General features: G+C 67.8%; 18 protein-coding genes. 8 read left to right on the forward strand and 10 right to left on the reverse strand.

Annotated features, from left to right (window positions below; translation table 11 throughout):
• The first annotated feature begins 26 nt into the window (after positions 1 to 26).
• On the forward strand, positions 27 to 6632 hold the full coding sequence (locus C722_RS0120105) for a response regulator (RefSeq protein ID WP_017642240.1): 6606 nt from the start codon (positions 27 to 29) through the stop codon (positions 6630 to 6632).
• A 6-nt stretch (positions 6633 to 6638) separates the two neighbouring features.
• The gene (locus C722_RS0120110) at positions 6639 to 7553 is read left to right on the forward strand and encodes a diguanylate cyclase domain-containing protein (RefSeq protein WP_017642241.1); all 915 of its coding nucleotides are present in this window, start codon (positions 6639 to 6641) and stop codon (positions 7551 to 7553) included.
• 18 nt (positions 7554 to 7571) lie between these two features.
• On the opposite strand, the gene C722_RS0120115 is transcribed toward C722_RS0120110, so the two are convergent.
• The 8 genes from C722_RS0120115 to C722_RS0120150 form a co-directional block, all read right to left on the reverse strand.
• Positions 7572 to 8600 (reverse strand): diguanylate cyclase domain-containing protein, encoded by a 1029-nt coding sequence (locus C722_RS0120115; RefSeq protein WP_017642242.1) that lies wholly within the window; start codon positions 8598 to 8600, stop codon positions 7572 to 7574.
• A 96-nt stretch (positions 8601 to 8696) separates the two neighbouring features.
• A complete protein-coding gene (gene cheB, locus C722_RS0120120; protein WP_017642243.1) occupies positions 8697 to 9734 on the reverse strand; it encodes a chemotaxis-specific protein-glutamate methyltransferase CheB in 1038 nt (345 codons plus the stop codon).
• A complete protein-coding gene (locus C722_RS0120125) occupies positions 9731 to 11911 on the reverse strand; it encodes a hybrid sensor histidine kinase/response regulator (protein ID WP_017642244.1) in 2181 nt (726 codons plus the stop codon). Before C722_RS0120125 ends, cheB begins: the two co-directional genes overlap by 4 nt.
• The gene (locus C722_RS0120130) at positions 11908 to 12435 is read right to left on the reverse strand and encodes a chemotaxis protein CheW (protein ID WP_017642245.1); all 528 of its coding nucleotides are present in this window, start codon (positions 12433 to 12435) and stop codon (positions 11908 to 11910) included. Before C722_RS0120130 ends, C722_RS0120125 begins: the two co-directional genes overlap by 4 nt.
• Positions 12432 to 13679 (reverse strand): protein-glutamate O-methyltransferase CheR, encoded by a 1248-nt coding sequence (locus C722_RS0120135; RefSeq protein ID WP_017642246.1) that lies wholly within the window; start codon positions 13677 to 13679, stop codon positions 12432 to 12434. The genes C722_RS0120130 and C722_RS0120135 overlap by 4 nt, the downstream gene beginning before the upstream one ends.
• Positions 13676 to 14131 carry a chemotaxis protein CheW gene (locus C722_RS0120140; protein WP_017642247.1) on the reverse strand — a complete coding sequence of 152 codons (456 nt, stop codon included), beginning with the start codon at positions 14129 to 14131 and terminating at the stop codon, positions 13676 to 13678. Before C722_RS0120140 ends, C722_RS0120135 begins: the two co-directional genes overlap by 4 nt.
• 2 nt (positions 14132 to 14133) lie before the next feature.
• Entirely contained in the window at positions 14134 to 15939 is a 1806-nt protein-coding gene (locus tag C722_RS0120145; RefSeq protein WP_017642248.1) for a methyl-accepting chemotaxis protein, read from the reverse strand.
• 204 nt (positions 15940 to 16143) lie between these two features.
• Positions 16144 to 16344 carry a general stress protein gene (locus C722_RS0120150; protein ID WP_017642249.1) on the reverse strand — a complete coding sequence of 67 codons (201 nt, stop codon included), beginning with the start codon at positions 16342 to 16344 and terminating at the stop codon, positions 16144 to 16146.
• A gap of 644 nt (positions 16345 to 16988) precedes the next feature.
• Between C722_RS0120150 and C722_RS0120155 the strand changes: the two genes are divergently transcribed.
• The 3 genes from C722_RS0120155 to cysE are packed head-to-tail and all read left to right on the forward strand — an operon-like array spanning position 16989 to position 18911.
• Entirely contained in the window at positions 16989 to 17531 is a 543-nt protein-coding gene (locus C722_RS0120155; RefSeq protein ID WP_017642250.1) for a helix-turn-helix domain-containing protein, read from the forward strand.
• A 9-nt stretch (positions 17532 to 17540) separates the two neighbouring features.
• A complete protein-coding gene (locus C722_RS0120160; RefSeq protein ID WP_017642251.1) occupies positions 17541 to 18107 on the forward strand; it encodes a GNAT family N-acetyltransferase in 567 nt (188 codons plus the stop codon).
• 15 nt (positions 18108 to 18122) lie between these two features.
• Entirely contained in the window at positions 18123 to 18911 is a 789-nt protein-coding gene (gene cysE, locus C722_RS0120165) for a serine O-acetyltransferase (RefSeq protein ID WP_017642252.1), read from the forward strand.
• On the opposite strand, the gene C722_RS0120170 is transcribed toward cysE, so the two are convergent.
• Both C722_RS0120170 and C722_RS0120175 read right to left on the reverse strand, forming a co-directional pair.
• On the reverse strand, positions 18893 to 19633 hold the full coding sequence (locus tag C722_RS0120170; protein WP_017642253.1) for an NUDIX domain-containing protein: 741 nt from the start codon (positions 19631 to 19633) through the stop codon (positions 18893 to 18895). The genes cysE and C722_RS0120170 overlap by 19 nt on opposite strands.
• Before the next feature lie 5 nt (positions 19634 to 19638).
• A complete protein-coding gene (locus tag C722_RS0120175) occupies positions 19639 to 22170 on the reverse strand; it encodes a mechanosensitive ion channel domain-containing protein (RefSeq protein ID WP_017642254.1) in 2532 nt (843 codons plus the stop codon).
• Between the two features lie 472 nt (positions 22171 to 22642).
• On the opposite strand from C722_RS0120175, the gene C722_RS0120180 reads away from it, so the two are divergent.
• Genes C722_RS0120180 through C722_RS0120190 form a run of 3 tightly spaced genes read left to right on the forward strand, consistent with a single transcriptional unit; the run spans position 22643 to position 25486 of the window.
• Positions 22643 to 23728 carry an ABC transporter substrate-binding protein gene (locus C722_RS0120180; protein WP_017642255.1) on the forward strand — a complete coding sequence of 362 codons (1086 nt, stop codon included), beginning with the start codon at positions 22643 to 22645 and terminating at the stop codon, positions 23726 to 23728.
• Entirely contained in the window at positions 23709 to 24701 is a 993-nt protein-coding gene (locus tag C722_RS0120185) for an ABC transporter permease (RefSeq protein ID WP_017642256.1), read from the forward strand. The genes C722_RS0120180 and C722_RS0120185 overlap by 20 nt, the downstream gene beginning before the upstream one ends.
• A 35-nt stretch (positions 24702 to 24736) precedes the next feature.
• Positions 24737 to 25486: an ATP-binding cassette domain-containing protein gene (locus C722_RS0120190; protein WP_017642257.1), complete on the forward strand. Its 750-nt coding sequence runs from the start codon at positions 24737 to 24739 to the stop codon at positions 25484 to 25486.
• Positions 25487 to 25489 lie beyond the last annotated feature (3 nt).

A 25489-nucleotide genomic window follows, 5' to 3' on the forward strand; every position in this document is an offset into this window, starting at 1 on the left:
GTCGGCCGAGGATCGAGGCGAGCGCGGTGTTGAGGATTCCAGGCTACAGCTGCAAGACGCAGGCGAGCGAAAGCCGCCATGCCCTGATCTACCGCGGCACGCGCCTGGCCGACGGTCAGCCGGTGATCCTCAAGCAACTGGCCGCCGACTATCCCACGCCCCAGGCCCAGGCCGGGTTGCGCCATGAGTTCGAGCTGACCCGGCGCGCCAGCGCCAGCGGCGCGGTGAGCGCGGCCCTGGAACTGCTGGAATTCCAGGGCCGCCAGGTGCTGGTACTCGAAGACATCGGCGGTACCGACCTGGCCGAGCTGCTCGCCGCCGGGCCGCTGGCGCTGGACGACTTCTTCGACTGGGCGCTGGCCATCGTCCGCGCCCTGGCCCGGCTGCACCGGCTGCGCATCGCCCACAACGACCTCAATCCGCGCAACATCGTCTGCAATTGCACCACGGGCAGCCTGCGCCTGACCGATCTGGGCATCGCCACCCTCTTTGGTGCCGTCAAGGGCGGCGACGCCCGCCTGGAGGGCTCGCTGACCTATCTGGCACCGGAGCAGAGCGGCCGAACCGGACGTCACCAGGACTATCGCAGCGACTTCTATGCCCTGGGTGTGACCTTCTACGAGATGCTCGCGGGCGAGCCGCCGTTTCGCGCCCAGGACCCCCTGGAACTGGTGCACGCGCACCTGGCGATGCGCGCGCCCTCGCTGGTCGAGCGGGTGCCGACGGTACCGCCCATGCTGGCGGCGCTGGTGGACAAGCTCATGGCCAAGGCCGCCGAAGAGCGCTATCAGGGCTGCTTCGGCATCCTGCGCGATCTGCAGCGCTGCCAGGCGGCCCATCAGGCGGGTGAACGCAGCCCCTTCGCCCTGGGCGAGCAGGATCCGCCCGCGCGACTGGTACCGGTACGCACCCTACAGGGCCGCGGAGCCCCCCTGCGGCTGCTGGAAGAGGCGCTGGCGCGGGCGACCCTGGGCCGGATCGAAGCCGTCTTCGTCAGCGGCCCTTCCGGGGTGGGCAAGTCGGCGCTGGTGCAGGCCTTCGTCCGCCGCCAGGGCGAGCGGGTGCTGCTCGCCCATGGCAAGTTCGAGACCCTTGGCAGCGGCGTGCCCTATGGCGCCCTGCGCCAGGCGCTGCGCGAACTGGTGGAAATCGGCCAGACCCTGGGGGAGCCCTTCGCCGCTCGCCTGGTCGAGGCCCTGGGCGGCAACGCCGGGGTGCTGACCGAAGTGTCCCCGGAGCTGGCCGCCTGGCTCGGTCCCCAGCCGCCAGTGGCCGAATTGCCGCCGCAGCAGGCCGAGCAGCGCTTCGACGAAGCCGTGATCGCGCTGCTGCTGGCCTTTGCCGCGGATACCCGTCCGCTGCTGCTGTGGCTGGACGATCTGCAATGGGCCGACAGTGCTTCGCTGCGACTGATCGAGCGCCTGCTGGCCCGTGCCGACCAGGGTCCGTTGCTGCTGGTGGCGACCCTGCGGGAAGAGCAACTGTCCGGCAGCGGCCTGGAGCGGCTGCTGGGCGCGGCCCTGATCCGCACCCTGTCGCTGGGTCCCCTGTCGCGGGTGGAGATCGAGCGGCTGATCGCCGAACTGCTGCCGGCGCCGGCCGCGGACCAGGCGGCCCTGGCCGGGCTCTGTCTGGACAAGACCCTCGGCAATCCTTTCTTCATCGAACAGCTGCTGCGCAGTCTGCAACAGGAAGGCCTGCTGGAATTCGATGGCGAGACCGGCCAGTGGCATTGGGAACTGGCCCGGCTCCAGGCACTGGACGTCTACGACAACGTCGTCGATTTCATGGTCGGCAAGCTCAAGGACCTGCCGACCGCCACCTCGCAGTTGCTGCAATGGGCAGCCTGCCTGGGCACTCATTTCTCCAGCGACCGCCTCGCCGCGCTGATGGCGGAATCCCCTGCGGATATCCGCCGACTTTGCCAGGCGCTGGTGCAGGAGGGGCTGCTCACCGAACCCGAAGGCGGCCAGGTGGGCGAGCACACGCCCACGCACTACAGCTTCCTGCACGATCAGGTGCGCCATGCCGCCCACTCGTTGCTGGCGCCTGCCGAGCGCGAGCGGGTCCACCTGCGCGCCGGTCAGCTGTACCTCGCCGAAGGCAGCACCGCGCGGCTGGACGCGGTCAGTCACCTCAATCTGGCCCTGGCGCTGATCGAGACGGCCGCCGAGCGGCTGCAGCTGCTGGAGCTCAATCTGGACGCCGCGCGCAAGGCGCGCCAGGCCAACGCCTATCCGGCCGCCCAGGCCTTTTTGCGCACGGCGGTCGCCCTGATCGACGCCGGCGCCTGGGAGGCCCGCCATGTGCTGCTGTTCCAGCTGCATCGGGAATGGGCCGAAGTCGCGCACCTCTGTGGCGATGCCAACGAAGCCCTGCGCATCTGCGAACTGCTGCTGCCACGCGCTCGCACCACCTTCGAAGAAGCCGGGGTCCGCGCCCTGCAGATCGACCTCTACAGCGGCCTCGGGCGTTTCACCGAAGCCCTGGCCGTGGCCAAGGCCGGCATCCAGGTGCTGGGCGAGCCCTGGCCAGAGGCACCGGACGATATCAATCAGGCCATCGGCAGCGACAGCGCCGAGGTCGAGGCCTGGCTCGCCGAGCGCCATCCCGCGGCGCTGCTCGACCTGCCGCGCATGGAAGACCCGCGTGCCCAGTTGCTGATCCGCCTGTTGGGCCTGCTCTGGGGCCCGGCGATCAACGTCGACCTGCCCATGAGCCTGCTGGCGGTCATGCGTATCGTCAAGCTGTCGATCCAGTACGGCAATGGCGATCTCTCGCCCTTCGGCTACGCCAACTACGGCTCGTTGCTGTCAGCCTTCCATGGCCGCTACGAACTGGGTTACCAGGTCGGGCGGCTGGCCGTCGACCTGGTGGACCGCACCGGTAATCTGCCGCTCAAGTGCAAGGTCTACACCATGTTCGCGGTGACCAACAGTCCCTGGTCGACCCCCATCGCGGACAACGTCGCCCTGCTGCGCGAGGCCCTGGCGGCCGGTCAGCGTACCGGTGACGTCATCTTTACCGCCTACAGCGCCTTCCACATTCTCAAGCACCTGCAGCACGCCGGCGCGCCGCTCGATGACATCCTGGGGGAAACCGCGGAGATCGAGCGGATCCTGCTGGGGATCGGCGATCCCAATACCCTGGAGATCTTCACCATCCTGCGCCAGTCGCTGCGCCTGCTGCAGGGCCTCACCCCGGGTCAGGCGACCTGGGACGAGGAGGGCCAGGACGAAGCGGCGCTGGTGCGGCAGATGCAGGACAGCGGTCATGTCCTCTGTCTGAACTACTACGACTTCAACAAGATGCAGGCGGCGCTGCTGTTTCGCCGACTGCCCCAGGCACGGCAGCACGCCGAGGCCATGGAGGCTTCGCTGGCGGCGAGCTTTGGCTGGTTCAGCATCGCCGAGCACGCCTTCTACCAGGCGCTGATCCTGCTCGCCGAGGGCGAGCTGGCGGGCGAGGCGCTGGCCAAGATCGAGGCTGCCCAGGAGCGGCTGAGCGGCTGGGCCGCGCACTGCCCGGAAAATTTCGCCCACAAGCGCGATCTGGTGGCGGCCGAGCGGGCGCGCCGCGAGGGCCGCGTCGAGGCCGCCATGGACCTCTACGAGCAAGCCCTGGAATCCGCGCGGCTGCATGGCTTCCGCCAGGGCGCGGCACTGGTCGAGGAACTCTATGGGCGGTTCTGGCTGGAACAACAGCGTCCGCGGATCGCCCGGACCTACCTGCAGGATGCCCAACGCAGCTATCTGCACTGGGGCGCCGTGGCCAAGGCCCAGGCGCTGGAAAACGAATTCCCGCACTGGCTGCGCGCCGCCGAGACCAATGCCCTGACCGTGCAGCGCACCCAGGGCCAATCCACCAGCGAGATGATGCGGCTGGACTGGCTGTCGGTGCTCAAGTCGCTGCAGACCATCTCCAACGAACTGGCGCTGGACCAGCTGCTGGCGCGGATGATGCGCATCATCCTGGAGGAGGGCGGTGCCCAGCACGGTTTGCTGCTGTTGCCCGAAGGCGGTCGCTGGCTGGTGCAGGCCTCGGTCTGCAGCGGCGCGGCCGAGCCTCAGGTATTGCAGAGCCTGCCGCTGTCCCTGAACGAACAGGAGTCCGGCGAAAGCCTGGTGCCCCTGACCCTGGTGTCCCAGGTGATCCGGCAGCGCGAACCGGTGATTCTCGATGACGCCGCCCGCGCCGGCCGCTTCGTCCGCGACGCCTATATCCGCGCGCGCCGGCCGCGTTCGGTCTGCTGCCTGCCGATCCTGCGCCAGGGTCGCCTGATCGGCATCCTCTATCTGGAAAACAACCTGCTGGCCCAGGCCTTCACCCCGGGACGCCTGCAGGTGCTGGGGATCCTGGCCACCCAGGCGGCGATCTCCCTGGAGCACGCGCAGATCTACGAGACCCTGGAGCAGCGCGTCGGCGAACGCACCCGCGAGCTGGACCAGGCGCGCATTCGCGCCGAGGAGGCGGCGGCGGCCAAGTCGCTGTTCCTGGCGACCATGAGCCACGAGATCCGCACCCCGCTCAACGCGGTGATCGGCCTCAGTCGCCTGACCCTGGGCACGCGGCTGTCCAGCGAACAGCGTGGTCACGTCGGCAAGATCCTCGACTCCGGCGAGACCCTGCTGGGCGTGATCAATGACGTCCTCGACTATTCGCGCAACGAGGCCGGCGGTACCCAACTCGAACAGCTGGGCTTCAACCTGGCCAAGGTGCTCGAACGTACCCTCAACCTCTGTGCGCTCAAGGCCCACGAGAAGGGCGTAGAGCTGGTGCTGGATTGCGGTCCGGACATTCCCCTGGCGCTGGAAGGCGATCCGCTGCGCCTGCAGCAGGTGTTGGTCAATCTGCTGAGCAATGCGGTCAAGTTCACCGAGCGGGGCCATGTACTGGTTCGCGTCGGCGCCGTCTGCGAAGCCGGTCGCGCCCATTTCAGCCTGGCGGTGGAAGACACCGGCATCGGTCTGACCGAAGCCCAGCAGGCGCAACTCTTCCAACCCTTCACCCAGGCGGATGGCTCCATCAGCCGCCGCTACGGCGGTACCGGACTGGGCCTGGCGATCTCCCGCCAGCTAACCGAGCTCATGGGTGGCACCCTGGAGGTCCACAGCGAAGCTGGGCGGGGCTCCTGTTTCACCCTGCGCCTGACCCTGCCGGTGGTGGGCGAGCCCGAGCGGCCGCTCAGCCAGACCTCCCGGCAGGTCCTGCTGGTGGACGACCACGGTCTGGCCCGGCGGACCCTGGGGCAGCGCCTGCGCGAACTGGGCATGCAGGTGGTGGAAGCGGAATCCACCCAGCAGGCCCTGGCGGCCATGGCCACGTCGGTCTTCGAGCTGGCCATCGTCGACTGGCGCCTGGGCACCGAAGACGGTTTGGCCTTGGCGCGTCAGCTGCGTGCCCGGCAGCCGGAGCTGGCGTTGACCCTGCTGGCCTCGCCCTATGAGGCGGAAGAGGTGCGTAGCCTGGGCGAAGACCTGGGCGGCCTGGAACTCCTCGACAAGCCCGTCACCGGTCCCGCGGTGCAGCGGTTGCTGGCCGGTCTGGGACTGGCGCCGGTCGCCACCCCGACGGTGGGCCAGAGCGTGGTGGATCTGCAGGGCATTCGCCTGCTGCTGGTGGACGACAACGCCATCAATCGCCAGGTGGTCATCGGCTTCCTGCAGGGCAGCGGCATCCTCATCGAGGTGGCCGAAGACGGCCAGGCCGCGCTGGACCAGCTGGAACGGCAGCGCTATGACCTGGTGCTGATGGACGTCCATATGCCGCGCCTGGACGGCCTATCGGCCACCCGCGAATTGCGCACCCGCCCGGCGCTGGCCGGGCTGCCGGTCATCGCCATGACCGCCAACGGCCTGCCGGGCGATCGGGAGCGCTGCCTGGAGGCCGGCATGAACGATCACCTGGTGAAGCCGCTCGATCCCGCCGAGCTGTTTCGCATCATCGCCGCCTGGGCCAACCTCGAACAGCTGCAGCGCGCCGAGCGCAAGGCGGTGGAGGAGGTGGTCGAGATCAAGGAGGCCGGCGTGCTGGCGCGTGCCCGTGCCAGTGCGGCGCTCGAACCCGAGTCGGCGTTGCGCCTGCTGCGTGGCAGCGCCGAACTCTATGAGCAATTAATGCGGGATTTCCGCGTGCAACAGGCCGAACTGCCGGGGCGGATCGCTGCCTGGCGGGCAGCGGACGATGTCACCGCGTTGTTCGAGTGCGCCCATGGCCTGCAGGCCACCGCCGCCTATGTCGGTGCCATCGCCCTGCAGGAAGCAGCACAACGTCTGACCAACCGGATCCGCCTGGCCCAGCCCATCGGCGAGGACGTGCGCCGCCTGCACGCCGAAGCCGAGCGCTGCCTGGCGTCCCTCGACGAGATCCTGGTCGAGGTCGCGGGTGACGAGGAAGCCACCGTCGAGGAACTGGAGGCCCTGCTCGAACGCCTGGTCGGACTGCTGCAGACGTCGGACTTCGCCGCCGAGGAACTGCTCGACCTCTTGCTGCGCGCCTGCGTGAGCACCCCCCACAGCGCCGATCTGGTGCGCATCCGTGAGTGGGTCAATGACGTCGAGTTCGAGCATGCCGCCGATGCCACCGCGGATCTGCTGCGGCGGGTGCGGCAGGCCGGACAACGGTCGGGATAACTGCCCATGGAGGGGCGTCGTCCCGACCTGCCATTGATCCTCATCGTCGACGATCAGAAGAGCAACCTGCGTGTCCTCGGCGACCTGCTGCGCGATGAGGCGCGCATCATGCTGGCCAAGAGCGGGGTCCAGGCCCTGACCAAGGCCGCCCGCGAACACCCCGATCTGATCCTGCTGGACGTGGTGATGCCCGGCATCGACGGCCTGCAGCTGATCCAGCTGTTCAAGCGCCGCGCCGAGACCAGCGCCATCCCGGTGATCTTCATCACCGCAGCCAACGACCTGCATCGCGAGGTGGAGTGTTTCGAACTGGGCGCCAGCGACTTCATCCAGAAACCCTTCAATCCGCTGGCGGTGCTGGCGCGGGTGCGGCTGCACCTGCAACTGGCCCGCCAGCGGCGGCTGCTCGAACAGCTGGCGCACATGGATCCGCTGACCGCCGTGGGCAATCGCCGCCGCTTCGACGAGCAGCTGACCATCGAGTGGCAGCTGGCGGTCAGCCGGCGCGGCGCCCTGGCCATCGCCATGCTCGATATCGACTATTTCAAGCAGTACAACGATACCCATGGCCATGGCGCCGGGGATCAGGCCCTGGCGCGGGTCGCCCAGGTGCTGGAGCAGCGCATCCGCGAGCGCGATTGCCTGGCGCGCTACGGCGGCGAGGAATTCGTGCTCTTGCTACCCGGCGCCTCGCGCACGGCCGCGGAAGCGGTGCTGGAACGCTGTCGGCAGGGCATCGCCGAACTGCGCATCGCCCATCCGCTGGCCGAGGATCGCCTCTGGTTGACCATGAGCATGGGCCTGGCCTGCTGCAATCCGACCCCCGAGCAGACCCCGAACGGTCTACTCAAGGCCGCCGACGACCTGCTCTATCAGGCCAAGGCAGAGGGGCGTGATCGCCTGGTCAGTCGCAGCTTCTAGGTCGGTGCCGCCGCGTCCCTAGGCTGGAAGGTCCTTGCCGCTGCCCTCGACCAGATGCACCCGGTTGCGGCCTTCGGCCTTGGCCTGGTACAGCGCCTGGTCGGTGCGTTCGATAAAGGCTTCATGATCGTCGCCGCTTTGCGGCTGGATGCTGCCGACGCCAATGGAGATGGTGACGAAGCCCAGGTCGCTGCCGGAGTGGGCGACCTGTAGCCGCTCGACCCCTGCGCGACAGCCTTCGGCGACCTTGCGCGCGCCTTCGGCATCGGTTTCCGGCAATACCATGGCGAATTCTTCGCCACCGTAGCGGGCCACCAGGTCGGCCGGGCGCTTGAGCTGTTCGGTGAGCACCGCCGCCACCTTCTTCAGGCAGAGATCGCCGCTGAGATGACCATAGGTGTCGTTGTAGCGCTTGAAGTGGTCGACGTCGCACAGCAGCAGGGCGAGCGGCTGGCGATTGCGCCGGGCACGCAGCCATTCGCCTTCGTAGGTCTGGTCGAAATGACGCCGGTTGTTGATGCCGGTGAGGCTGTCGATGGCCACCAGCTTCTGCAGCTGGATATTGGCCTCGGCGAGCTGGCGCTGGCTCTCGCGCAGGAAGCGAAAGGCTTCGTCGCGCTGGGCGCGCAGGACATGGGCCTCGGAGTGGTAGCGCACCCGCGCCAACAGCTCCAGCTTGTCGGGCAGCTTGACCAGATAGTCGTTGGCGCCGGTGGCGAAACTCTGCGCCTTGACCTGGGGATCTTCCTTGGAGGAAAGCACCACGATGGGCACGTCGCGCAGCCCCGGCTCGGCACGGAACCGTCGGACCGTTTCCAGGCCGTCGATCTCGGGCATGATCAGGTCCTGCAAGACCACCGTGGGCTTGAGTTGCAGGGCCATGTTGACCGCCTGGTGGGCATCCAGGCAGTAATGCAGCTCGATATCGGGCTGATCCGCGATCATCCGCCGCAGGGCTTCGATGATGATCAACTGATCGTCTACCAGCAGCAGGCGTACCTTGGGTGCGGTCAGGCTGTCCAGAGTGCTGCCCTCATTCGTGGCCATTACTGCGAGTCCTTGTGCGGGCGGGGTCAGGCATCCCGCGTCTCACCTTGGCCAATCCCTGCCACTGCGCCGTCCAACGCTCCTGTTGGCGACCGGTCATGTCATGCTACGCGAGCTGTTGCCGAAGCGCCGTTGCAGCCAGGCACCGATCTGCGTGGGGCTGAGAACACGTTCCGCGGCGCCCATTCTAACCGCAGCAGCGGGCATGCCGTATACGGCACAACTGGCCTCGTCCTGGGCCAGGGTGGGGCAACCGCTCTGGCGCAGGGCGTAGAGGCCACTGGCGCCGTCCCGTCCCATGCCGGTCAGCAGGATGCCCAGGGCCTTGCCGACCCGGCGCGGGTGGCTGGCGAGGTTGGCGAAGAACACGTCCACCGAGGGACGATAGGGATAATCGGCCGGCTCGACGGTATAGGCGAAGCGGCCACGTGCATCCAGCAGCAGGTGATCGTCGCCCAGGGCCACCGAGACCTGACCGGGCTGCGGCAGGGCGCCGGGCATGGCCGCCGTGACCGGCCAGGCGATCTGGGTCCCGAGCCAGCCGATGAAACTAGGGGCGAAACGCCGATCGATGTGCTGCACCAGCACCACGCTCGCCTCGGGGGTCGGCGTCCAGGTTTCGAACAGACTCACCAGGGCCGCCGGCCCACCGGTGGAGGCGCCGATGGCGACCAGGGTGTCCGGCGTCGCTTGAGCGTGCTCGGTCGGTGCGGTGGCACTGACCAGCTGCGGGCGGGCGGCGCGTTCCGGCAGGCGCACCAGGGGCTCGATGCGGGCGATCTTGCGCAGCAGGGCACCGCCATCGGCACCGCCGCTGAGTGCCGGGGTGGCGGTCACGTCCAGGGCACCGGCGCCCATGGCCCGAAACACCCCCTCGCAATCGTCGGGGGTGGCGGTGACCATGAGGATGGCGCAGGGCGACTGCGCCATGATCCGGCGCGTCGCCTCGATGCCGTCCAGCCGCGGCATCTGCAGGTCCATGAGAATCAGGTCGGGGCGGTCCTCGGCGCAACGGGCCACCGCTTCCTCGCCGTCGTGGGCGATCCAGGCGACCGTATGGCGCCCATCGCTGGCCAGCAGGCGGCGCAGGGCTTCGGTGGCCAGTAGCAGATCGTTGACGATGGCGATTCTCATGGTGCTCCGATGAGGTCCTGTACGGCGGTGATGAGGGCATCGTCGTGGAAGCTGCCCTTGGTCAGATAGTAGTCGGCGCCGGCTTGCATGCCCTTGAGGCGGTCTTCGGGGCGATCCTTGTAGGACACGATCATCACCGGCAGGGCATGCAGACGCGGATCGCGGCGCACCAGTTCCACCAGTTCGATGCCATTCATGCGTGGCATGTCGATGTCCGACAGCAGCATGTCGAATTCGCCGCCGCGCACCGCGTTCCAGCCGTCCATGCCATCCACCGCGACCTCCACCTGATAGCCCTGGCCTTCCAGGAGCTTGCGCTCCATCTCGCGCACGGTGAGGGAGTCGTCCACCACGAGGATGCGCTTGACCCGTCGGGTGGCGACAGCGGCACCGCCCTGCACCTGACGCAGCTGCCCCTCGCCGAGCAGGCGCTCGATACCGGTGAGCAGATCGGCGACGTCCAGCAGCAGCACCGGGCTGCCGTCGTCGAGCAGGGCCCCGGCGGTGACCGAACGTAGCTTGCCGAAGATCTCGTCCAGCGGCTTGAGCGCCAGGCCCTGCTCGCCGCGCAGGCGATCCACCACCAGCCCATAGCGGCGCGCCCCGCTGCCGATCACCAGCACCGCCAGGTCGCCGCTGGGCGGCGCGCCTTCCAGCTCCAGCAATTGATGGGCGGCGACCAGGCCTAGGCGATCCTCGCCGAGCAGGAAGAAGGCCTTGCCCTCCAGCGCGTGGACCTCGGCGGGATCCAGGCGCAGTACCCGTTCGATGCGGTTGACCGGCAGGGCATAGGCCTCGCCGGCGATGTCGACGATCAGGGCGCGGACGATGGAGCGACTGACCGGTACCAGCAGGTGGGTAGTGAAGCCTAGACCAGGGCGGGTTTCCAGGCGGACTTCGCCATCCAGGGCGCGGATGGCATCGGCCACCACGTCCAGGCCCACCCCGCGGCCGGACAACTCGGTCACCGTCTCCTTGAGACTGAAGCCGGGCAGCAGCAGGAATTCCAGCAACTCGGCCGCGCTCAGTTCGGCGGCCACCGGCGGCGGACTCAGGCGGCGGGCGATGACCGCGGCGCGGATGCGTTCCAGGTCCAGGCCGCGGCCGTCGTCGTGCAGGCTGACCTGCAGGCGCCCGGCGACATGCCGGGCTTCGAGGCGGATCTGGCCGCACTCGGGCTTGCCCAGGGCGCGGCGTTCGGCCGGGGTTTCCAGGCCGTGGTCCACGGCGTTGCGCAGCAGGTGATTGAGCGGACTTTCCAGCCGCGCCAGCACCTCGCGGTCGATCAGGGTATCGGCGCCTTCGACCTGCAGCACGGCCTCCTTGTCCAGCCCCCGGGCCAGGTCACGCACCAGCCGTGGAAAGCCTTGGACGGCATCGCGCAGTGGCCGCATGCGCACCCCGAGCACCTCGTCCAGCAGCCCCTGGCAGACGCCGAGCAGGCGCCGTTCGTAGGCTTCCAGCGCCTGGAGCTGCTGCTGGTAGCGATCGAGCAGGCCTTCCTGGCGCTGGCGCACGTCGCTGCTGACCGCATTGGCCTGACCGAACAGCCCCTGCAATTCCGCGCGATAGCCCTGGAAGCCCTGAACCAGGCCGTGCAGACCGAGGCCCATCACCCGGGCCTCGCTGGTGAGGGCGAGAATCTGATTGAAGCGGCCGCTGTCCACCCGTAGCGGATCACGGCTGCGCTCGGCTTCGGGGGCCGGGTCTTCCGCCACGGCGGGCGCCAGCTCCCGGGCTGGCGCTGGCGCCATCGGGGCAGGGGCAGCGGCGCCAGCGCTCAGCGCCTGTGCCAGCGCCCGCTGGGCATCCCGCTGTTCGCGCTGCCAGCGCTGGCTGGCGGCTTCGTCCAGGCGGCTGACCTCACCGAGGACGTCGACGCAGCGAAACAGCTGATCGATGTCCGCCGGACCGAGGTGGCGGCGACCGGCCTGGACGGCGACCAGGCAATCCTCCATGGCGTGGGCCAGCTCGACCAGGCCGTCGAGGTCGACGATGCGCGCCGCGCCCTTGATGGAATGGGCCGCCCGCATCATCGGCTCGATCACCCCGGTGTCGTGGGGATCGCGCTCCAGGCGCAACAAGCCGCTGTCCAACGCCTGCAGATGGCTCTGCACCTCGCTGGCGAAGAGATCGTAGAGGGACATCTCGCGCACATCGCGCGGTGGCTGACTCATCGCAGCGCCTCTTCCAGGGCCCGCTCCAGGCGCGGCAGATCGAGCAGCCCGACCTGATGCGCGCCTTCGCGATAGACGCCACTCAGGTAGCTGAGCAACTCGCCGCCCAGGGTCGCGGGCGGCGGTTGCACCTCGCCGGGGGCATAGCGTTGCAGTCCTAGCACCTCGTCCACCTGCACGGCCCAGTCACGGCGACCGATATGCAGCAGCAGCAATCGCGGAAAACCGCCGGTCTGCTCGCCCGGGGCCACCGCCAGCAGCAGCTGCAGAGCGATGCAGGGCTGCAACTGACCCCGTACCGGGACGATACCGCGCAGCAGCGGCGAACGCCGGTGGGGCACCCGATGGACGGCGGTGGGTTCGGTGGCCGTGACCAGACAGCCGCCGGGCAAGCCCAGCCATTCCGCGCCGAGGCGAAAGACCAGCGCACTGGCCGACTGCGCCTGGCGATCGTCCAGGGGTTCGGCATAGCGCTCGGCCCAGTCGGCACGCTCCAGGGCGCTGAGTTCGCGGTTCAGGCTCATGCGTCGTCACCGGCACGGGTCTGGATGCGCGCGGCGCGGTCGCGCAGGCGTCCGGCTTCGTCGAGTCGGCCGGCTCTTTCGCAGATCAGCGCCAGGCGGCACAGGGCCGGATAGTGCTCCGGCTCCAGATAGAGCGCCTGGCGTAGCGCCCGCTCGGCCTCGGCGGCGCGGGCATCGGGCAGGATGAGCGCCAGCAGGAAATGGGCACCAGCCTGACTGCGATCCGTATCGAGCAGGGTGCGCAACAGTGTCTCGGCTTCGGCGCCTCGTCCGGCATCGGCCAGCCGCTGGGCTTCTTTCAGGGGCGGGCAGGCGGCCGGGATGGGCGCGGTCGGTAGCGATGCGGGAGCACTTCTGGCCCGCAGGCGGGTAGGGAGCGTCGTCGCCGGGGGCGGCGGGCGCACCGCGGCCTTGCGCCGGGGCGCCGCAGGCGGTGGCGGCCGTAGCGGATCGGCGATGTTCGCCTGGCGCTTGATCAACGCCGAGGCGTGCGCGACGCCCAGGCTGGCGAAACCATGGCGCATGGCGCTGACCATCTCCGAGCTGCCGACGCAGAGCAGGCCGTCGTCGTGCATGAGCGCGGCCAGGTGGCTGAGGGCTCGGCCCTGGGTCTGGTCGTCGAAATAGATCAGCAGGTTGCGGCAGAGCACCACGTCGAAGGGGGCGCCGTCGCGCAGGCTGCCCAGCTGCAGGATGTTGCCCTGACGAAAGCGCACCTGGTTGCGCACCCGTTCGGTCAGACGCTGGCGATCGCCTTCGGGCTGGAAATAGCGCTCGCGAAAGGCCAGGTCGCGAGCGCGAAAGGAGTTGCGCCCATAGAGGCCGCGGCGGGCGCGCTCCAGGGACGGCTCGTTGATGTCCACCGCGGTGACCTGGAACGCCTGGGCTGGCAGGCCGGTATCGAACAGCGCCATGGCCAGGGTGTAGGGTTCTTCACCGGTGGAGCAGGGCAGGCTGAGCAGGCGTACCGGCGCACCGCTGCGGGCATGGCGCTCCTGGGCGAAGCGCGCGGCATGGGCGATGGCCTGGGGGTCGCGAAAGAACCAGGTCTCGGGAATGACCAGCAGGTCCAGCAGATCGGCGAATTCGCTTTCGTCGTCGAGGATGCGCGCCATATAGACCTCGGCATCGCTCTCCTGGCGCTCGCGTAGGCGCTGGCGAATGGCGCGGCCGAGCATGTCGTCGGCGATGGCCAGGCCGGTGCGCGCCCGCACCAGGGGCGCCAGCCGGGGATCGAGCTTCACGCGGCCTCCTGGAACAGCAGGGCGGCCAGGGCAGGTGACAGCAAACGATCCTGATCGAGCCACAGCCAGAGGCCTTCTGGCGTCTCCAGCACCTCGCCGAGCCAGGGATAGTCAGGCAGCCGGATGCCCGCGGGGCGAGGCGTGGCGGCGCTGATCCGCCGCACGCCGGCGACGCCTTCCACCACCAGGCCGAGCGGGCGACGGGTGCCATCGGGCAGGGCATGGTCGACCAGCAGGATGCGGGTGTCCTGGCGCGCTTGGGCGGCCGGTCCGCCGCTCATGGCGGTGATGTCCACCACCGGGATGGCCGCGCCGTGCAGATTCATCAGCCCGGCCACTCCGGGTGGCGCGGCGGGAAACCGTGTCAGCTGCAGAAAGGGCAGCACCTGGCGGATCGCCGTCGTGGGCAGGGCCGCGGCAGCGTCGGCCAACTGGAAGACCAGGATCTGCATGGTCAACGGGTGACCGAGAAGGTGGCGACGCTGCTCTGCAGGTCCTGGGCCGCCTGCTGCAGATACTGCACCGCTTCGCTGGTGGCCTTGAGCGCCTCGGTGGTCTGCTGGGTGCTGTCGTTGAGCTGGGTGATGGTCTCGGCGATCTGGCCGGCGCCAACCGCCTGGGACTGCATGCCTTCCAGGACGATATCGAAGCGTGCCGGCAATTTCTGCACGTCCTCGATCACCCCGGCCAACTGATCGCTGACGCTGGCCACCTCCTGCACGCTGCGACGGATCTCTTCGGAGAACTTGTCCATGCCCATGACGCTGGCGGATACCGCGGAATTCATGTCCTTGAGCATCTGCTCGATGTCGTCGGTGGCGGCGGTGGTCTGGTCCGACAGCCGGCGGATCTCGGTGGCCACCACCGAGAAGCCGCGGCCCGCCTCGCCAGCCTTTTCCGCCTCGATGGCGGCGTTGAGCGACAACAGATTGGTCTGGTCGGCGACCTTGGTGATGGTGGTCAGCACCTTGTTGATATGACTGGACTTCTCCGACAGGGCGGCGAGCTTGGCATTGATCGAGTCGGTCGCCGCCACCATGCGCTGCATCGTGCTGTCCATGCTCGCCAGGTTGCTGCGCGCCTGCACCGCGCCCTGGGTGGTCTCGTCCGCCACCTGCACGGCTTCCTCCATGGTGCGCACCAGGGCATTGGCGTTGGCGGCGATTTCCCGGGTGGTGCTCAGCACTTCCACGCTGGTCTGTGCCTGTTCGATGCTGGTGGCTTCCTGCTGGCGCGACGAGGCGGCGATCTCGGTAGTGGAGGAGGTCACCTGGATGCCGGCGCGCTGCACCTTGGCGATCATCCCGCGCAGGTCTTCGATCATCTTGCCCAGGCCACGGGCCAGCTGGCCAATGGCGTCATCGCCGCTGACCGCGGTGCGTCCGGTGAGATCACCGGCGGCAGCCCGGTTGACCACGCTCAGCAGATCGTCGACATCGGCGCGCAGGCGCTGCATCAGGACCTGCTCGCGGGCATGGTCGTCCTGGATCTGTTGGGCCATCTGGTTGAAGGCCAGCCCCACCTGGGCGAGTTCGTCTCGGCCCTGCACGTCCACGCGGGCGCCGCTTTCGCCCGCGGAGATGCGCGCCACGGTAGCGGTCAGGCGGCGGATCGAGCGCAGCAGATGACGGGAGAGCAGCCAGGCGATGAGCGCGGCCAGCAGCACGCAGAGGGCACCGCCGGCGACCAGGGTCCAGGTCAGCTGGTTGCGTACCTCCTCGGTATGGCCGGCGCGTTGCGCGGACAGGCGTCGCTCTTCATCGGCAATAGCCTGGATCTCCTGGCGCATCGCCGCGACCTGGCTGGTGAGGTTGTCGATCAGCGGCTCGTTGGCCAGTTGGACCGCGCTGAGATTACCCGTGGCACGCAGGCGCAGCAGCGGTTCGAAGGTGTTCTGTCGCCAGCTGTCGAGCTCGGCGATCAGGCGCGCGAAGCGTTGTTGCTGACTGACATTGTCCTGGGTCAGTTGCTGGGGCACACGCAGGGCGGCGGCCAGCGACGGCAGGGCCTGGCGCGCGGTCTCCGCATCGGTGGCGGTCCCGGAATACCAGTAGGTACGCAACTTGGCGCGGGTTTCGAGCAGGTTGTTGTCCAGCGCCGTGACCGACAGCAGCACCTCGGCGGTGTGCCTGTCCCAGCGATTGGCGTCGACCAGGCTCTGCAAGGCGGCATAGGTCAGCCAGAGTAGCAGGACCACCAGGGCGATGATGGCGGCGAAGCCGGCGAAGAGTTTGTTCTGGATGCGAATGTTGTTGAGCATGGGCACCGGTGCAGGCGGACGAGGGCGAAAGGAGTGAGCCCTAAGGGCCACTCGGGCTGTCCGATAACGGTAGCACGGCCATGCATTTATGTGAGTTGGGGCTCACTTGGGAAGGCGCAATAGGAGAGGGGTACTGGTCTGGCAGGGATACAGAGGCAGCCTTCTGGCGTGGAGGACAGGAGGCTGCCGGCAAAACGGTGGATTTCAGGTCGCGGCCGCTTCGCTCTCTGCTTCTGTGCGCCGGGTGCCATGACTGTTCTGGCCACCCTTGCGCCCGGCTTCGGAGGCACGAGCGGGATTGTTGGCGAAATTGCCACCACTGGCACGCCCACCCTTGCGCCCGGCCTCGGCGGCGCGGTCGCGATTATTGGCGAAGTTGCCTGGGTTGCTGCTCTTGTTAGCCATGAGGACTTCTCCCAATTACAGTTATTGATGAAGCGAACGCCGTACCCGCAAAGGCCAAGCGGCTCGACTATTAGGAGTAGGGTTTTGTAAGGGCGGTTCGAATGTGGTGATAGAGGGTGGTTTTATTCGACGGACTTCAAGTTGGATACAAGGTTGATGATGACCATGATCGTGCCAGAGCCCTTGGTAAAAAGGCTGTACAGGAGTTGTAAAAGAATCCGTAAGGTTCGCTAGCAGAATTTCTTACGCACAGCTGAAAAGAGTGAAATCTTTTGAAATATTTTGTCGCAGGGTGCGTCAGCGCTGATTTTTTTGCCGCTGGAGGCTGAGACGATTTTTCTCGACGCTGGTTCTTTTGCACGGCCGAAATCATCGCTGGCAAGGCGCTTTTTTCTGAGCGGTAATTGTTGCGGGTCGTTCTTTCAGTGATCTGCAAGAGCTCGGCAAAGGTGTCTTCCAGAGCCTTTTGTAAAGTTGGCAGACGATAATGTCTGTAGTCATCACTATTTAAAAGCTAATAATTTTTCCGATAAAGATTAAGGCGATAGTCAGGGCGAAAGTTAGAAGCAAGGGGCTCTCCCACTACGAGACGCTTGTGCTGTTCTCTCTTTTGTGAGAAAAAATCCCCAATATGGGAGGTGGCCATGCTCGATGAACGTTTGGCATCCAGGCTCAGGGCCCTGCGCCTGGAGCGCGGGCTGTCGCTGGACCAACTGGCGGCCCTCAGTGGGGTCAGTCGCGCCACGCTGTCGCGGCTGGAAAACGCCGAGGTCAGCCCGACCACGGCGGTTCTCGGGCAGCTCTGTTCGGCCTACGGCCTGACCCTGACGCGCCTGCTGCATAGCGTGGAAAGCGCCTATCCGGCCCAGGTCGAGCGCCAGGCGCAGCAGATCTGGGCCGATCCCGAGCAGGCCTTCACCCGTCGTTCGGTTTCGCCGCCGGCCCAGGCGCTGGCGGGCGAGGTCATCGAGAGCCAGCTGGGGCCAGGGGTGGATATCCGCTATCAGGCAGCGCCCCGTCCCGGGCTCGAACACCATCTGCTGTTGCTCGAAGGCGAGTTGCAGCTGTGGATCGAAGAGCAGCCCTATCGGCTGGGCGTCGGCGACTGCCTGCGCTATCGCCTCTGGGGTAGCAGTCGCTTCCTGAGCGGCCCGGCGGGCGCCCGTTATCTCCTGTTCATGATCTGAGGTGTGTCCATGAGTGCTTCCCTGCGTATCGAACAGCTCGATGCCGCCGCTTTCACGAGGCATCTGAATGAATTCCAGCAACTACTGGCCGCCTGTGTCGAGCAGGGCGCCAGCATCGGCTTCATCCTGCCGCTGGGTGACGCCGTGAATCGGCGCTTCTGGACCGAGGCCGTGGCCCCGGGCCTGGCCCAGGGTACCCGGCTGCTGTTCGCCGCGCTGCAGGGCGACCGGGTGGTCGGCAGCGTGCAACTGGTGCTGGATACCCCGGCCAATCAGCCGCACCGCGCCGAGGTGGTCAAGTTGCTGGTGCATCCCGACTGCCGTCGCCAGGGGCTGGCGCGCCGGCTGATGCAGGCGGTGGAGGCGGCCGCCCAGGCACAGGGGCGGGACTTGCTGACCCTGGACACCCGTAGCGACGACCATGCCGAGCCGCTCTATCTGTCCCTGGGCTATCAGGTGGTCGGCCGGATTCCCGGCTATGCCCTGGATGCTCGCCAGCCCGAACGCCGAGACAACACCACCCTGATGTACAAGACGTTGGCGGTCGCGCCCGCTAAGCTTGGCGCCCCCCGTTAAGGACCCTTTCCTGCCATGCCGCCTCACTCCGCTACCGAACTCTGGCAACTCCTGCGCGCCCAGGCCGAAGCAGGGTGCCGCGACGCCCCAGCCCTGGCCGAGGGCCTGACGCGAGCGCTGCTGCAGCCGGTGGATCTGGCCGCCGTCCTGGTGCGGCGCTGCGCCGAGGCCCTGGCGGAAGATCCGCGACAGGCCGAGGCACTCGCCGAGCGCTTCGCCGCGCTGCACGCCGAGTGGCCGGAATTGACCGCGGCCGCCTGCGCGGACCTGGAAGCCGTGCTGGCGCGGGATCCGGCCTATGCCAGCCTGCTGGAGATCTTTCTGTTCTCCAAGGGCTTCCTGGCGCTGCAGACCCAGCGCCTGAGCCATGCGCTCTGGCGCAACGGCGAGCGCCTGCTGGCCCTGCACCTGCAGGCGCGCTGCAATCGCCTGCTGGCCATCGACATCCATCCGGCCGCGCGGCTGGGGCGCGGCATCATGCTCGACCACGGCACCGGCATCGTCATCGGCGAGACCGCGGTGGTGGAAGACGACGTCTCCATCCTGCAACAGGTGACCCTGGGCGGTACCGGCAAGGAGCAGGGCGATCGCCATCCCAAGGTGCGTCGCGGGGTGATGATCGGCGCCGGGGTCAAGATCCTCGGCAATCTGGAGATCGGCGAGGGCGCCAAGATCGGTGCCAACAGCGTGGTCCTGCACCCGGTGGCGCCCCACACCACGGTGGTGGGCATTCCCGCCCGCCCGGTGGGCCGTCCGCGCGACGCCCATCCGGCCGAGAGCATGGATCAGTCCTTCGACGACTGAGCGAGAAAGACTTCGGCCTTAGGATAGCGCTCGCTGTTCAAGGCGCTGGGCGCCAGCCCTTCGGCATGGGCCAGGCTGCGCACCAGCTCGCGATTGAAGGCGCTGTTGCCCGGGTCCGCCAGGTAGTCGGGCAGCGCCAGCCAGCGGGCATCCTCGATCTCGTCCGGATCCTGGATGGCGATCTCCGCACTCAGGGGGTCGAGGCGGCAGACCACATAGAGATTGGACTTGCCGAAGCGATAGGGGTGGGTGGTCACCAGCCCGACCACGCCGCGCAAGGCGCTGCGGATACCGGTTTCCTCCCAGACCTCGCGGATCACCGCAGGACCCAAGTCCTCGCCCAGCTCGACATGGCCGCCCGGCAGCTTGTAGCCCTGGCTGCCGCGTTCGCGGATCGCCAGGAGTTCGCCATGGCTGTTCAGCACCAGGCCGCCGACACCCAGGCTGTGGGTCGGGACGAAGGGCGCGAAGGCGGTCGGTGTGCCGCGCCAGACCAGGGTCAGTTCCTCTTCCAGGCAGTTGTGAAAGACGAAACCGGCGGCGGTGGCCACGCCGACCAGTTCGCCAAGGGCGAGGGGCAGGGTCAGCCAGATCAGGTTGCGACCCTCGCGGCGAGCCCTGTCGAGCAACTCGGCCAGCGCCGGGGCGAAGGCCTCGCGGGTGGCGGGCAGCGAGGCGGCATCGATGATCAGGCCGTTGAAGGCGTCTTGGCGATACTGCACGGGGTTCACTCCGCAGGCCGTGGCTGGATGGGCGAGGAGGGCACGATACCGGCTTCGCTAGGCAGCAGCAGACTGGCGCGCGGATTGGCGATCTCGATGCCGCGCTCGCGGAAGCGTTCGAGGATACGTCGGTTGAGTTCGCGCTGCACGCCCCAGCGGCCCTTGTCTAGGCATCTCATCTGCCCGGCGATGGTCACCATGGCGCCGTCGACGGCATCTACGCCCCAGATCTCCAGATCGGCGAGGATCAGGTCCTTGAAGGCCTCGTCGGCACGCATGCCGGCGCCGATGTCCTTGAGTTCGGCGATGACGCGCTCGATGTCTTCGCCGTAGCCCACGCTGATGCGCAGGGCGGCATTGCCCAGCCCGCGGTTGATGTTGTTGACCGCCGACACCGAGCTGAAGGGCACGATGTGCAGCGAGCCATCGCCGGCGCGCAGGCGCACGGTGCGGATCGACAGGTATTCCACGGTGCCCGAGACCCCGGCCACGGTGACCCAGTCGCCTACCTGCATGGCGTTTTCCAGCAGCAGGAAGATGCCGGTGATGAAGTCCTGCACCAGCTTCTGCGAGCCGAAGCCGAGGGCCACCCCGATGATGCTGGCGCTGGCCAGGAGTGGCGTGGTGTTGATGCCCAGTTCGCTCAGGGCGGTCAGGCCGACGATCAGCGCGACCAGGATGAACAGCCCGGTGCGCAGCATGGGCAACAGGGTGCGCAAGCGAGCGGCCCGCACCGTGTCGCCGCGTTCGTTCCAGCTGCTCAGCCGACGATTTACCGTGGTGTTGGCGCCTTCCCAGACCACTACGGCGATGACGGCGGCGATGAGGATGGTGAGAAAGGCGGACAGCAGGCTGCGCCCGATGCTGCCCGTGCCGAACCAGTCCAGCACGCTCCAGCCCCAGGACTGGAACAGCGCCAGGACGGTGATCAGGGTGACGATCACCCCCACCAGCCAGCGCGCCAGCGGATAGTAGCGCTGCAGGTGCAGCTCGGTGCCGCTGGCGCCTTCGGTGGTGGCCGGCTGGAACAGCCGACCCAGCAAGCCGAGCAGGAACACCGCCGCCAGGCGTCCGAGGATGACGATACCGGCGGAGAGGGCGACGAAATTCATCAGCCGCGGCAGCCCGTTCTCGATGTCCAGCGCCCACATGGTCCAGCCACCCATGACGAACACGGCGGCGAATACGGCCCAGACCTGACCCAGCCAGGCGCGCAGCACGGTCAGGGCACCATTGCCGTCCTGGCGCCCGGCGATCCGCGCGGCCACCGGTCGACGCATGTGGAAGATCAGCCCTACCACCAGCAGATGGGCCAGCAGCGAGACCAGCTTGACGATGGCTTCACGGCCCTCTTCGTTAGCCCCCAGGATGTCCGCGGCCTGGGCCAGCGCCAGGCCGAAGGTGACCAGGGCAACGAAGGCGTGCAGCCAGCGCAACAGGGTGCAGGCGAGGGCCGTCTTGACCTTGAGCAGGCGGATGCCGTGGGCGGCAGGATCGATCAGCAGGCGGATGACGATCAGCGCCAGGCGGGTGGTGAGATAGGCCCCGAGGAAGCCACCGACCAGCTCGCGCTGATTGGCATCCGACCCCACCAGATAGTGGATCAGCAGCGCCGCCGTGGCCCAGAAGGCCAGCAGTGGCAGCACTTCCAGCAACAGCAGTCCCAGGGCGAAGGGCAGGTGCCGCAGGGTGGTCCAGTGCTCCTCGGCGCTGGGTCGGGCGCGGTTGGCGGGTGTGGGATCGGTGGCGGCGGACTCGGTCGCCGGCGCGGCTGGCGCGGGCGCCGCGCTGTCGGACGGGGCGATGGGCACCTCTTCGAGCCGATCCACCCCATCGATCTGGGTCTTGACCAGCGCCACAGCAGGTTCCGTGGGGCGGGTAGCCGTGTCTTCGGTCGTGGTCGCCGAGGCTTCAGGCGGAGGCTGCTGGGCCGCCGTCTGCTGGGCTTGGCGCCGGGCGCGACTGTCGGCGAGATCGGCATGGCGCTGCAGTCGTTGCCGCGGGCGCCGGAGCGCCCGATGGATCAGCCACTCGCCCACCAGGCCGGCGGCAAAGAGGGTGGCCAGGGTCAGCAGGGCTTGCAACAGGGCATGGCGACCCGCTGCGGAGGTGAAGCTGGCGCGCGACCAGTCCGGCAGGGTACGCACGGCCCGCTGTATCTGGTTCAGCTCGCTGCCCAGGTTGTCCGCCCAGCGCCCGACGCGACTGAGGGTCTGGGCGATCAGGCCATTGGCCTCCAGCGGTACCAGCGCCTTTTCTTCGCCTGCCGCCGGGGGGGTGGCCGCACTGGGCGCGGTGGCGGCCGCGGGCGCCGTAGCGGCCGGCGCCGCCTGCGTCCCGGTAGTGCTCGTCGGCTGGCTGGCGATGGCCTGCAAGGTCAGGATCAGCTCCTGGCGGCGTTGCGGATCCTGCAGCAGGGCGGCGACCTGGCGCGCCTGCTGGGGGTCGAGGCCGGCCGCTGCCTGGGCAGGGGGTTCGGCGGCGCGCAGGGGCAATGCCAGGCACAACAGCAACAGGGCGAGCAAGGCTTTGAACATGGTTAAGACCTGAGCAGTACCGGAAGACGAGTCTGGCCTCATAGACTCGTCAGGCAGCGCGATGACTCCCTGGCGAATGACGACGCCAAGAACTGGCCTGTCCTGCATTCAATCGGTCTTAAATGTAATTTTTGCATATTAGATTAGTTATAAATTGAATTTTACCAATGATCCGCCTGTGTTTTACCGTCGCGCTATTGGATGGCCGCGGCGTATCTGACGTCGGTTCCCGGTCAGGCTCAGCGTCCGCAGCAGGGGGAGCGAGCGGGCGCCTGGTACCTGACTCGGAATCGGCTCGATCGCGCTGGTCCGGCCTTAGCGCTAATGCGCGCCCCACGTGGATTCACTCCTCTCGGGCATGACGGGAGACGGCTCGCCGCGGCCGTCGCAAGTCGGTTCATCCGTTCTTTACATCTTCATCGGCACGCCACCCGACGCTGTGGAGCCTGCCCGGATACGTTCAGGAGGCTTCATGACCATCCATACCTTCAATCGCCGCCGCCTGCTCGGCATGGCGGGTGCCGCTACCGCTGCAGCGCTGGTCGGCCGGCTGGGCTTCGCTGCCGAGGCGGGCGATGTCCATGCAGGGCATGCCGGCCATGGGGTGGCCCCTGCGGCCAGTCCGGTGGATTTCCTGCAGGACACCGCGCGCTGGGCCTTGCCGGAGCCGCGCAAGGTGCGGCTGGCGGTCAATCTCAATGCCGTCTGCCTGGCACCGGTGACCGTCGCCGATACCCAGGGCATCTTCAAACAGCACAACCTGGACGTGGAGTTCGTCAACTTCGGCAACTCCACTGAAGTACTGCTGGAATCCATGGCCACCGGCAAGGCCGACGCCGCAGTGGGCATGGCGTTGCGCTGGCTCAAGGCGCTGGAGCAGGGCTTCGACGTCCAGCTCACTGGCGGCACCCACGGCGGTTGCCTGCGACTGCTGGCGCGGGAGGGCGGCCCCGGCGACCTGGCGGCGCTCAAGGGGGCCACCATCGGCGTCACCGACATGGCCGCGGCGGACAAGAACTTCTTCGCCCTGATGCTCAAACGCCATGGCGTCGACCCCAGCCGCGACATCACCTGGCGAGTGTATCCGGTGGACCTGCTCGGCCCGGCGCTGGACAAGGGCGAGATCCAGGCGGCCAGCGGCTCGGACCCCATGATGTACCGGGTCAAGCAGCGGCCTGGCATCGTCGAACTGTCCAACAACTTGGTGGAGGATTACGCCAACCTCAGCTGCTGCGTGATCGGGGTCAGCGGCACCCTGGCGCGCCAGGACAAGCCGGTGGCAGCGGCCATCTCCCATGCCATCCTGCAGGCCCACGCCTGGGCGGCGCAGCATCCCGAGGTGGTGGCCGAGCGCTTCCTGCCACTCACGGTGAACAGCTCCCGGGAGGAGTTGCTGGCCATCCTGCGGGAGCACACCCACGCTCACTACTCGGTGGGCGAGGCCTTCGTCAGGGAGATTGCCGTCTACGCCCGCGACCTCAAGCAGATCGAGGTGCTGCGGCCGCGGACCGACCCCCTCGCCTTCGCGGAGAGCATCCATGCCGACGTCTTCGCTTGAGCGCATCCACGCGGTCCCGGCGACCGCTCTCACCTGGCGGGGTGGTCTGCTCGCCGCGGCGGCCTGGCTGGCCCTGGCGGTGTTCCTGCCGTTCTATCCCGAGCACGGGCGGCCCTGGCCTTTCACCCGCGAACTGGCCGTAGCGGCCACGGTGGTCGCCGGACTCCTGGCCTTGCTGGCACTGCTGCCCAGGCGTAGCGAACGGCTGCTGGCGAGGCTGCGGCGTGCGGGGCCCTGGCTGATCGCGCTACCCCTGCTACTGGGGCTTTGGACCCTGGCGACCGCCAAGCTGCGGCTGCTGCCGGTCCCCTTCTTCGCCCCGCCCCAGGCACTGGTCGAGGTGTTCGTCGACGACTGGCCGCGGCTGGGCTTGAGTCTGGCGCACTCTTTGTGGCTGTTGCTCAACGGGGTCGCCGCCGGCGCCTTCTGCGGTTTTCTCGCTGGTCTCGCCATCGGTTGGTCCCAGCGCATCGGCTACTGGGTGCATCCGGTGCTGCGTCTGCTCGGTCCCATCCCGTCCACCGCGCTATTGCCAATCTGCTTCTTCTTCTTTCCCACCAGTTGGAGCGCGAGCGTCTTTCTTATCGCCCTGGCCACCTGGTTCCCGGTCACCGTACTGACCTGGTCCGGCGTCGCCAGTGTCGATCGCGCCTATTACGAGGTGGCACGGACCCTGGGCGCGAGCAATGCCTTCCTGATCCTGCGGGTCGCCATCCCGGCGGCCTTGCCACAGGTATTCGTCGGGCTGTTCATGGGACTGGGAGCCTCCTTCTCGGTGCTGGTGGTGGCCGAGATGATGGGGGTCAAGGCCGGTCTCGGCTGGTATCTGCAATGGGCCCAGGGCTGGGCAGCCTACGCCAACATGTATGCGGCACTGCTGGTGATGGCGCTGCTCTGTTCGGGGTTGATCACCCTGCTGTTCGCTATCCGCGACCGGGTGCTGGCCTGGCAGAAGGGGACGATGAAATGGTGAGTGCAGCAATTTCGATAGTCCCGGAAACCAAGGGGATGGCCATTGCGGTGCGCGGTCTGAGCCACGCCTTCGAGTTGGCGGATGGCCCGCTGGCCGTGCTGGACCGAGTGGATCTGCAACTGGCGGCCGGCGAGAGCCTGGGGTTGCTGGGCCCCTCGGGCTGTGGCAAGTCGACCCTGCTGCGGCTGGTGGCGGGCCTGGAGCCTGTGCAGAGTGGCAGTCTGCTGGCCGATGGCGCCGCCATTCCGGGGCCGCATCACTCCCGGGTCCTGATGTTCCAGGATCCCACCCTTTATCCCTGGCGCCGCGTCTGGGACAACGTCGCCCTCGGTCTGCAGGCGCGTGGCCTGCTCGCCACCCAGCGCGAACGGGTGGACGAGGCCCTGCGCCGGGTCGGGCTGCTGGAGTTTCGCAACGCCTATCCGCGACAGCTGTCCGGGGGCATGGCGCAGCGTGCGGCTCTGGCGCGGGCACTGGTCAACGAGCCACGGCTGCTGCTGCTCGACGAGCCTCTGGGCAAGCTGGATTCCCTGACCCGCATCGCCATGCAGAGCGAGCTGATTCGTCTCTGGCAGCGCCAGCGCTACAGCGCCTTGCTGGTCACCCATGACGTCGAAGAGGCCCTGCTGCTGTGCGACCGGGTACTGGTGTTCTCGGCGCGACCGGCTCGGGTGCTGGCCGAAATCGTCGTCGATCGCTCCTATCCCCGACGGCGCGATGATCCCCGGCTGCTGGAATTGCGCCACCACGCCCTGGAGCTGCTTGGGCAGGGCAGCGACTGGTAGCGC

The sequence above is a fragment of the Pseudomonas sp. 313 genome, from assembly GCF_000316965.1.
Lineage (GTDB): Bacteria > Pseudomonadota > Gammaproteobacteria > Pseudomonadales > Pseudomonadaceae > Chryseomonas > Chryseomonas benzopyrenica.

Bases quoted from the DNA above. Each gene is read 5' to 3' on its own strand.
- C722_RS0120140 (WP_017642247.1), bottom strand. From the start codon at position 14,131: ATGCAGATCCTGGTCTTCCAGTTGGCCGACGCTGCCGCGGCCCTGCCC.
- C722_RS0120180 (WP_017642255.1), top strand. From the start codon at position 22,643: ATGACCATCCATACCTTCAATCGCCGCCGCCTGCTCGGCATGGCGGGT.
- C722_RS0120125 (WP_017642244.1), bottom strand. From the start codon at position 11,911: ATGAGTCAGCCACCGCGCGATGTGCGCGAGATGTCCCTCTACGATCTC.
- C722_RS0120110 (WP_017642241.1), top strand. From the start codon at position 6,639: ATGGAGGGGCGTCGTCCCGACCTGCCATTGATCCTCATCGTCGACGAT.
- C722_RS0120185 (WP_017642256.1), top strand. From the start codon at position 23,709: ATGCCGACGTCTTCGCTTGAGCGCATCCACGCGGTCCCGGCGACCGCT.
- C722_RS0120150 (WP_017642249.1), bottom strand. From the start codon at position 16,344: ATGGCTAACAAGAGCAGCAACCCAGGCAACTTCGCCAATAATCGCGAC.
- C722_RS0120175 (WP_017642254.1), bottom strand. From the start codon at position 22,170: ATGTTCAAAGCCTTGCTCGCCCTGTTGCTGTTGTGCCTGGCATTGCCC.
- cysE (WP_017642252.1), top strand. From the start codon at position 18,123: ATGCCGCCTCACTCCGCTACCGAACTCTGGCAACTCCTGCGCGCCCAG.
- C722_RS0120145 (WP_017642248.1), bottom strand. From the start codon at position 15,939: ATGCTCAACAACATTCGCATCCAGAACAAACTCTTCGCCGGCTTCGCC.
- cheB (WP_017642243.1), bottom strand. From the start codon at position 9,734: ATGAGAATCGCCATCGTCAACGATCTGCTACTGGCCACCGAAGCCCTG.
- C722_RS0120190 (WP_017642257.1), top strand. From the start codon at position 24,737: ATGGCCATTGCGGTGCGCGGTCTGAGCCACGCCTTCGAGTTGGCGGAT.
- C722_RS0120160 (WP_017642251.1), top strand. From the start codon at position 17,541: ATGAGTGCTTCCCTGCGTATCGAACAGCTCGATGCCGCCGCTTTCACG.
- C722_RS0120155 (WP_017642250.1), top strand. From the start codon at position 16,989: ATGCTCGATGAACGTTTGGCATCCAGGCTCAGGGCCCTGCGCCTGGAG.
- C722_RS0120115 (WP_017642242.1), bottom strand. From the start codon at position 8,600: ATGGCCACGAATGAGGGCAGCACTCTGGACAGCCTGACCGCACCCAAG.
- C722_RS0120130 (WP_017642245.1), bottom strand. From the start codon at position 12,435: ATGAGCCTGAACCGCGAACTCAGCGCCCTGGAGCGTGCCGACTGGGCC.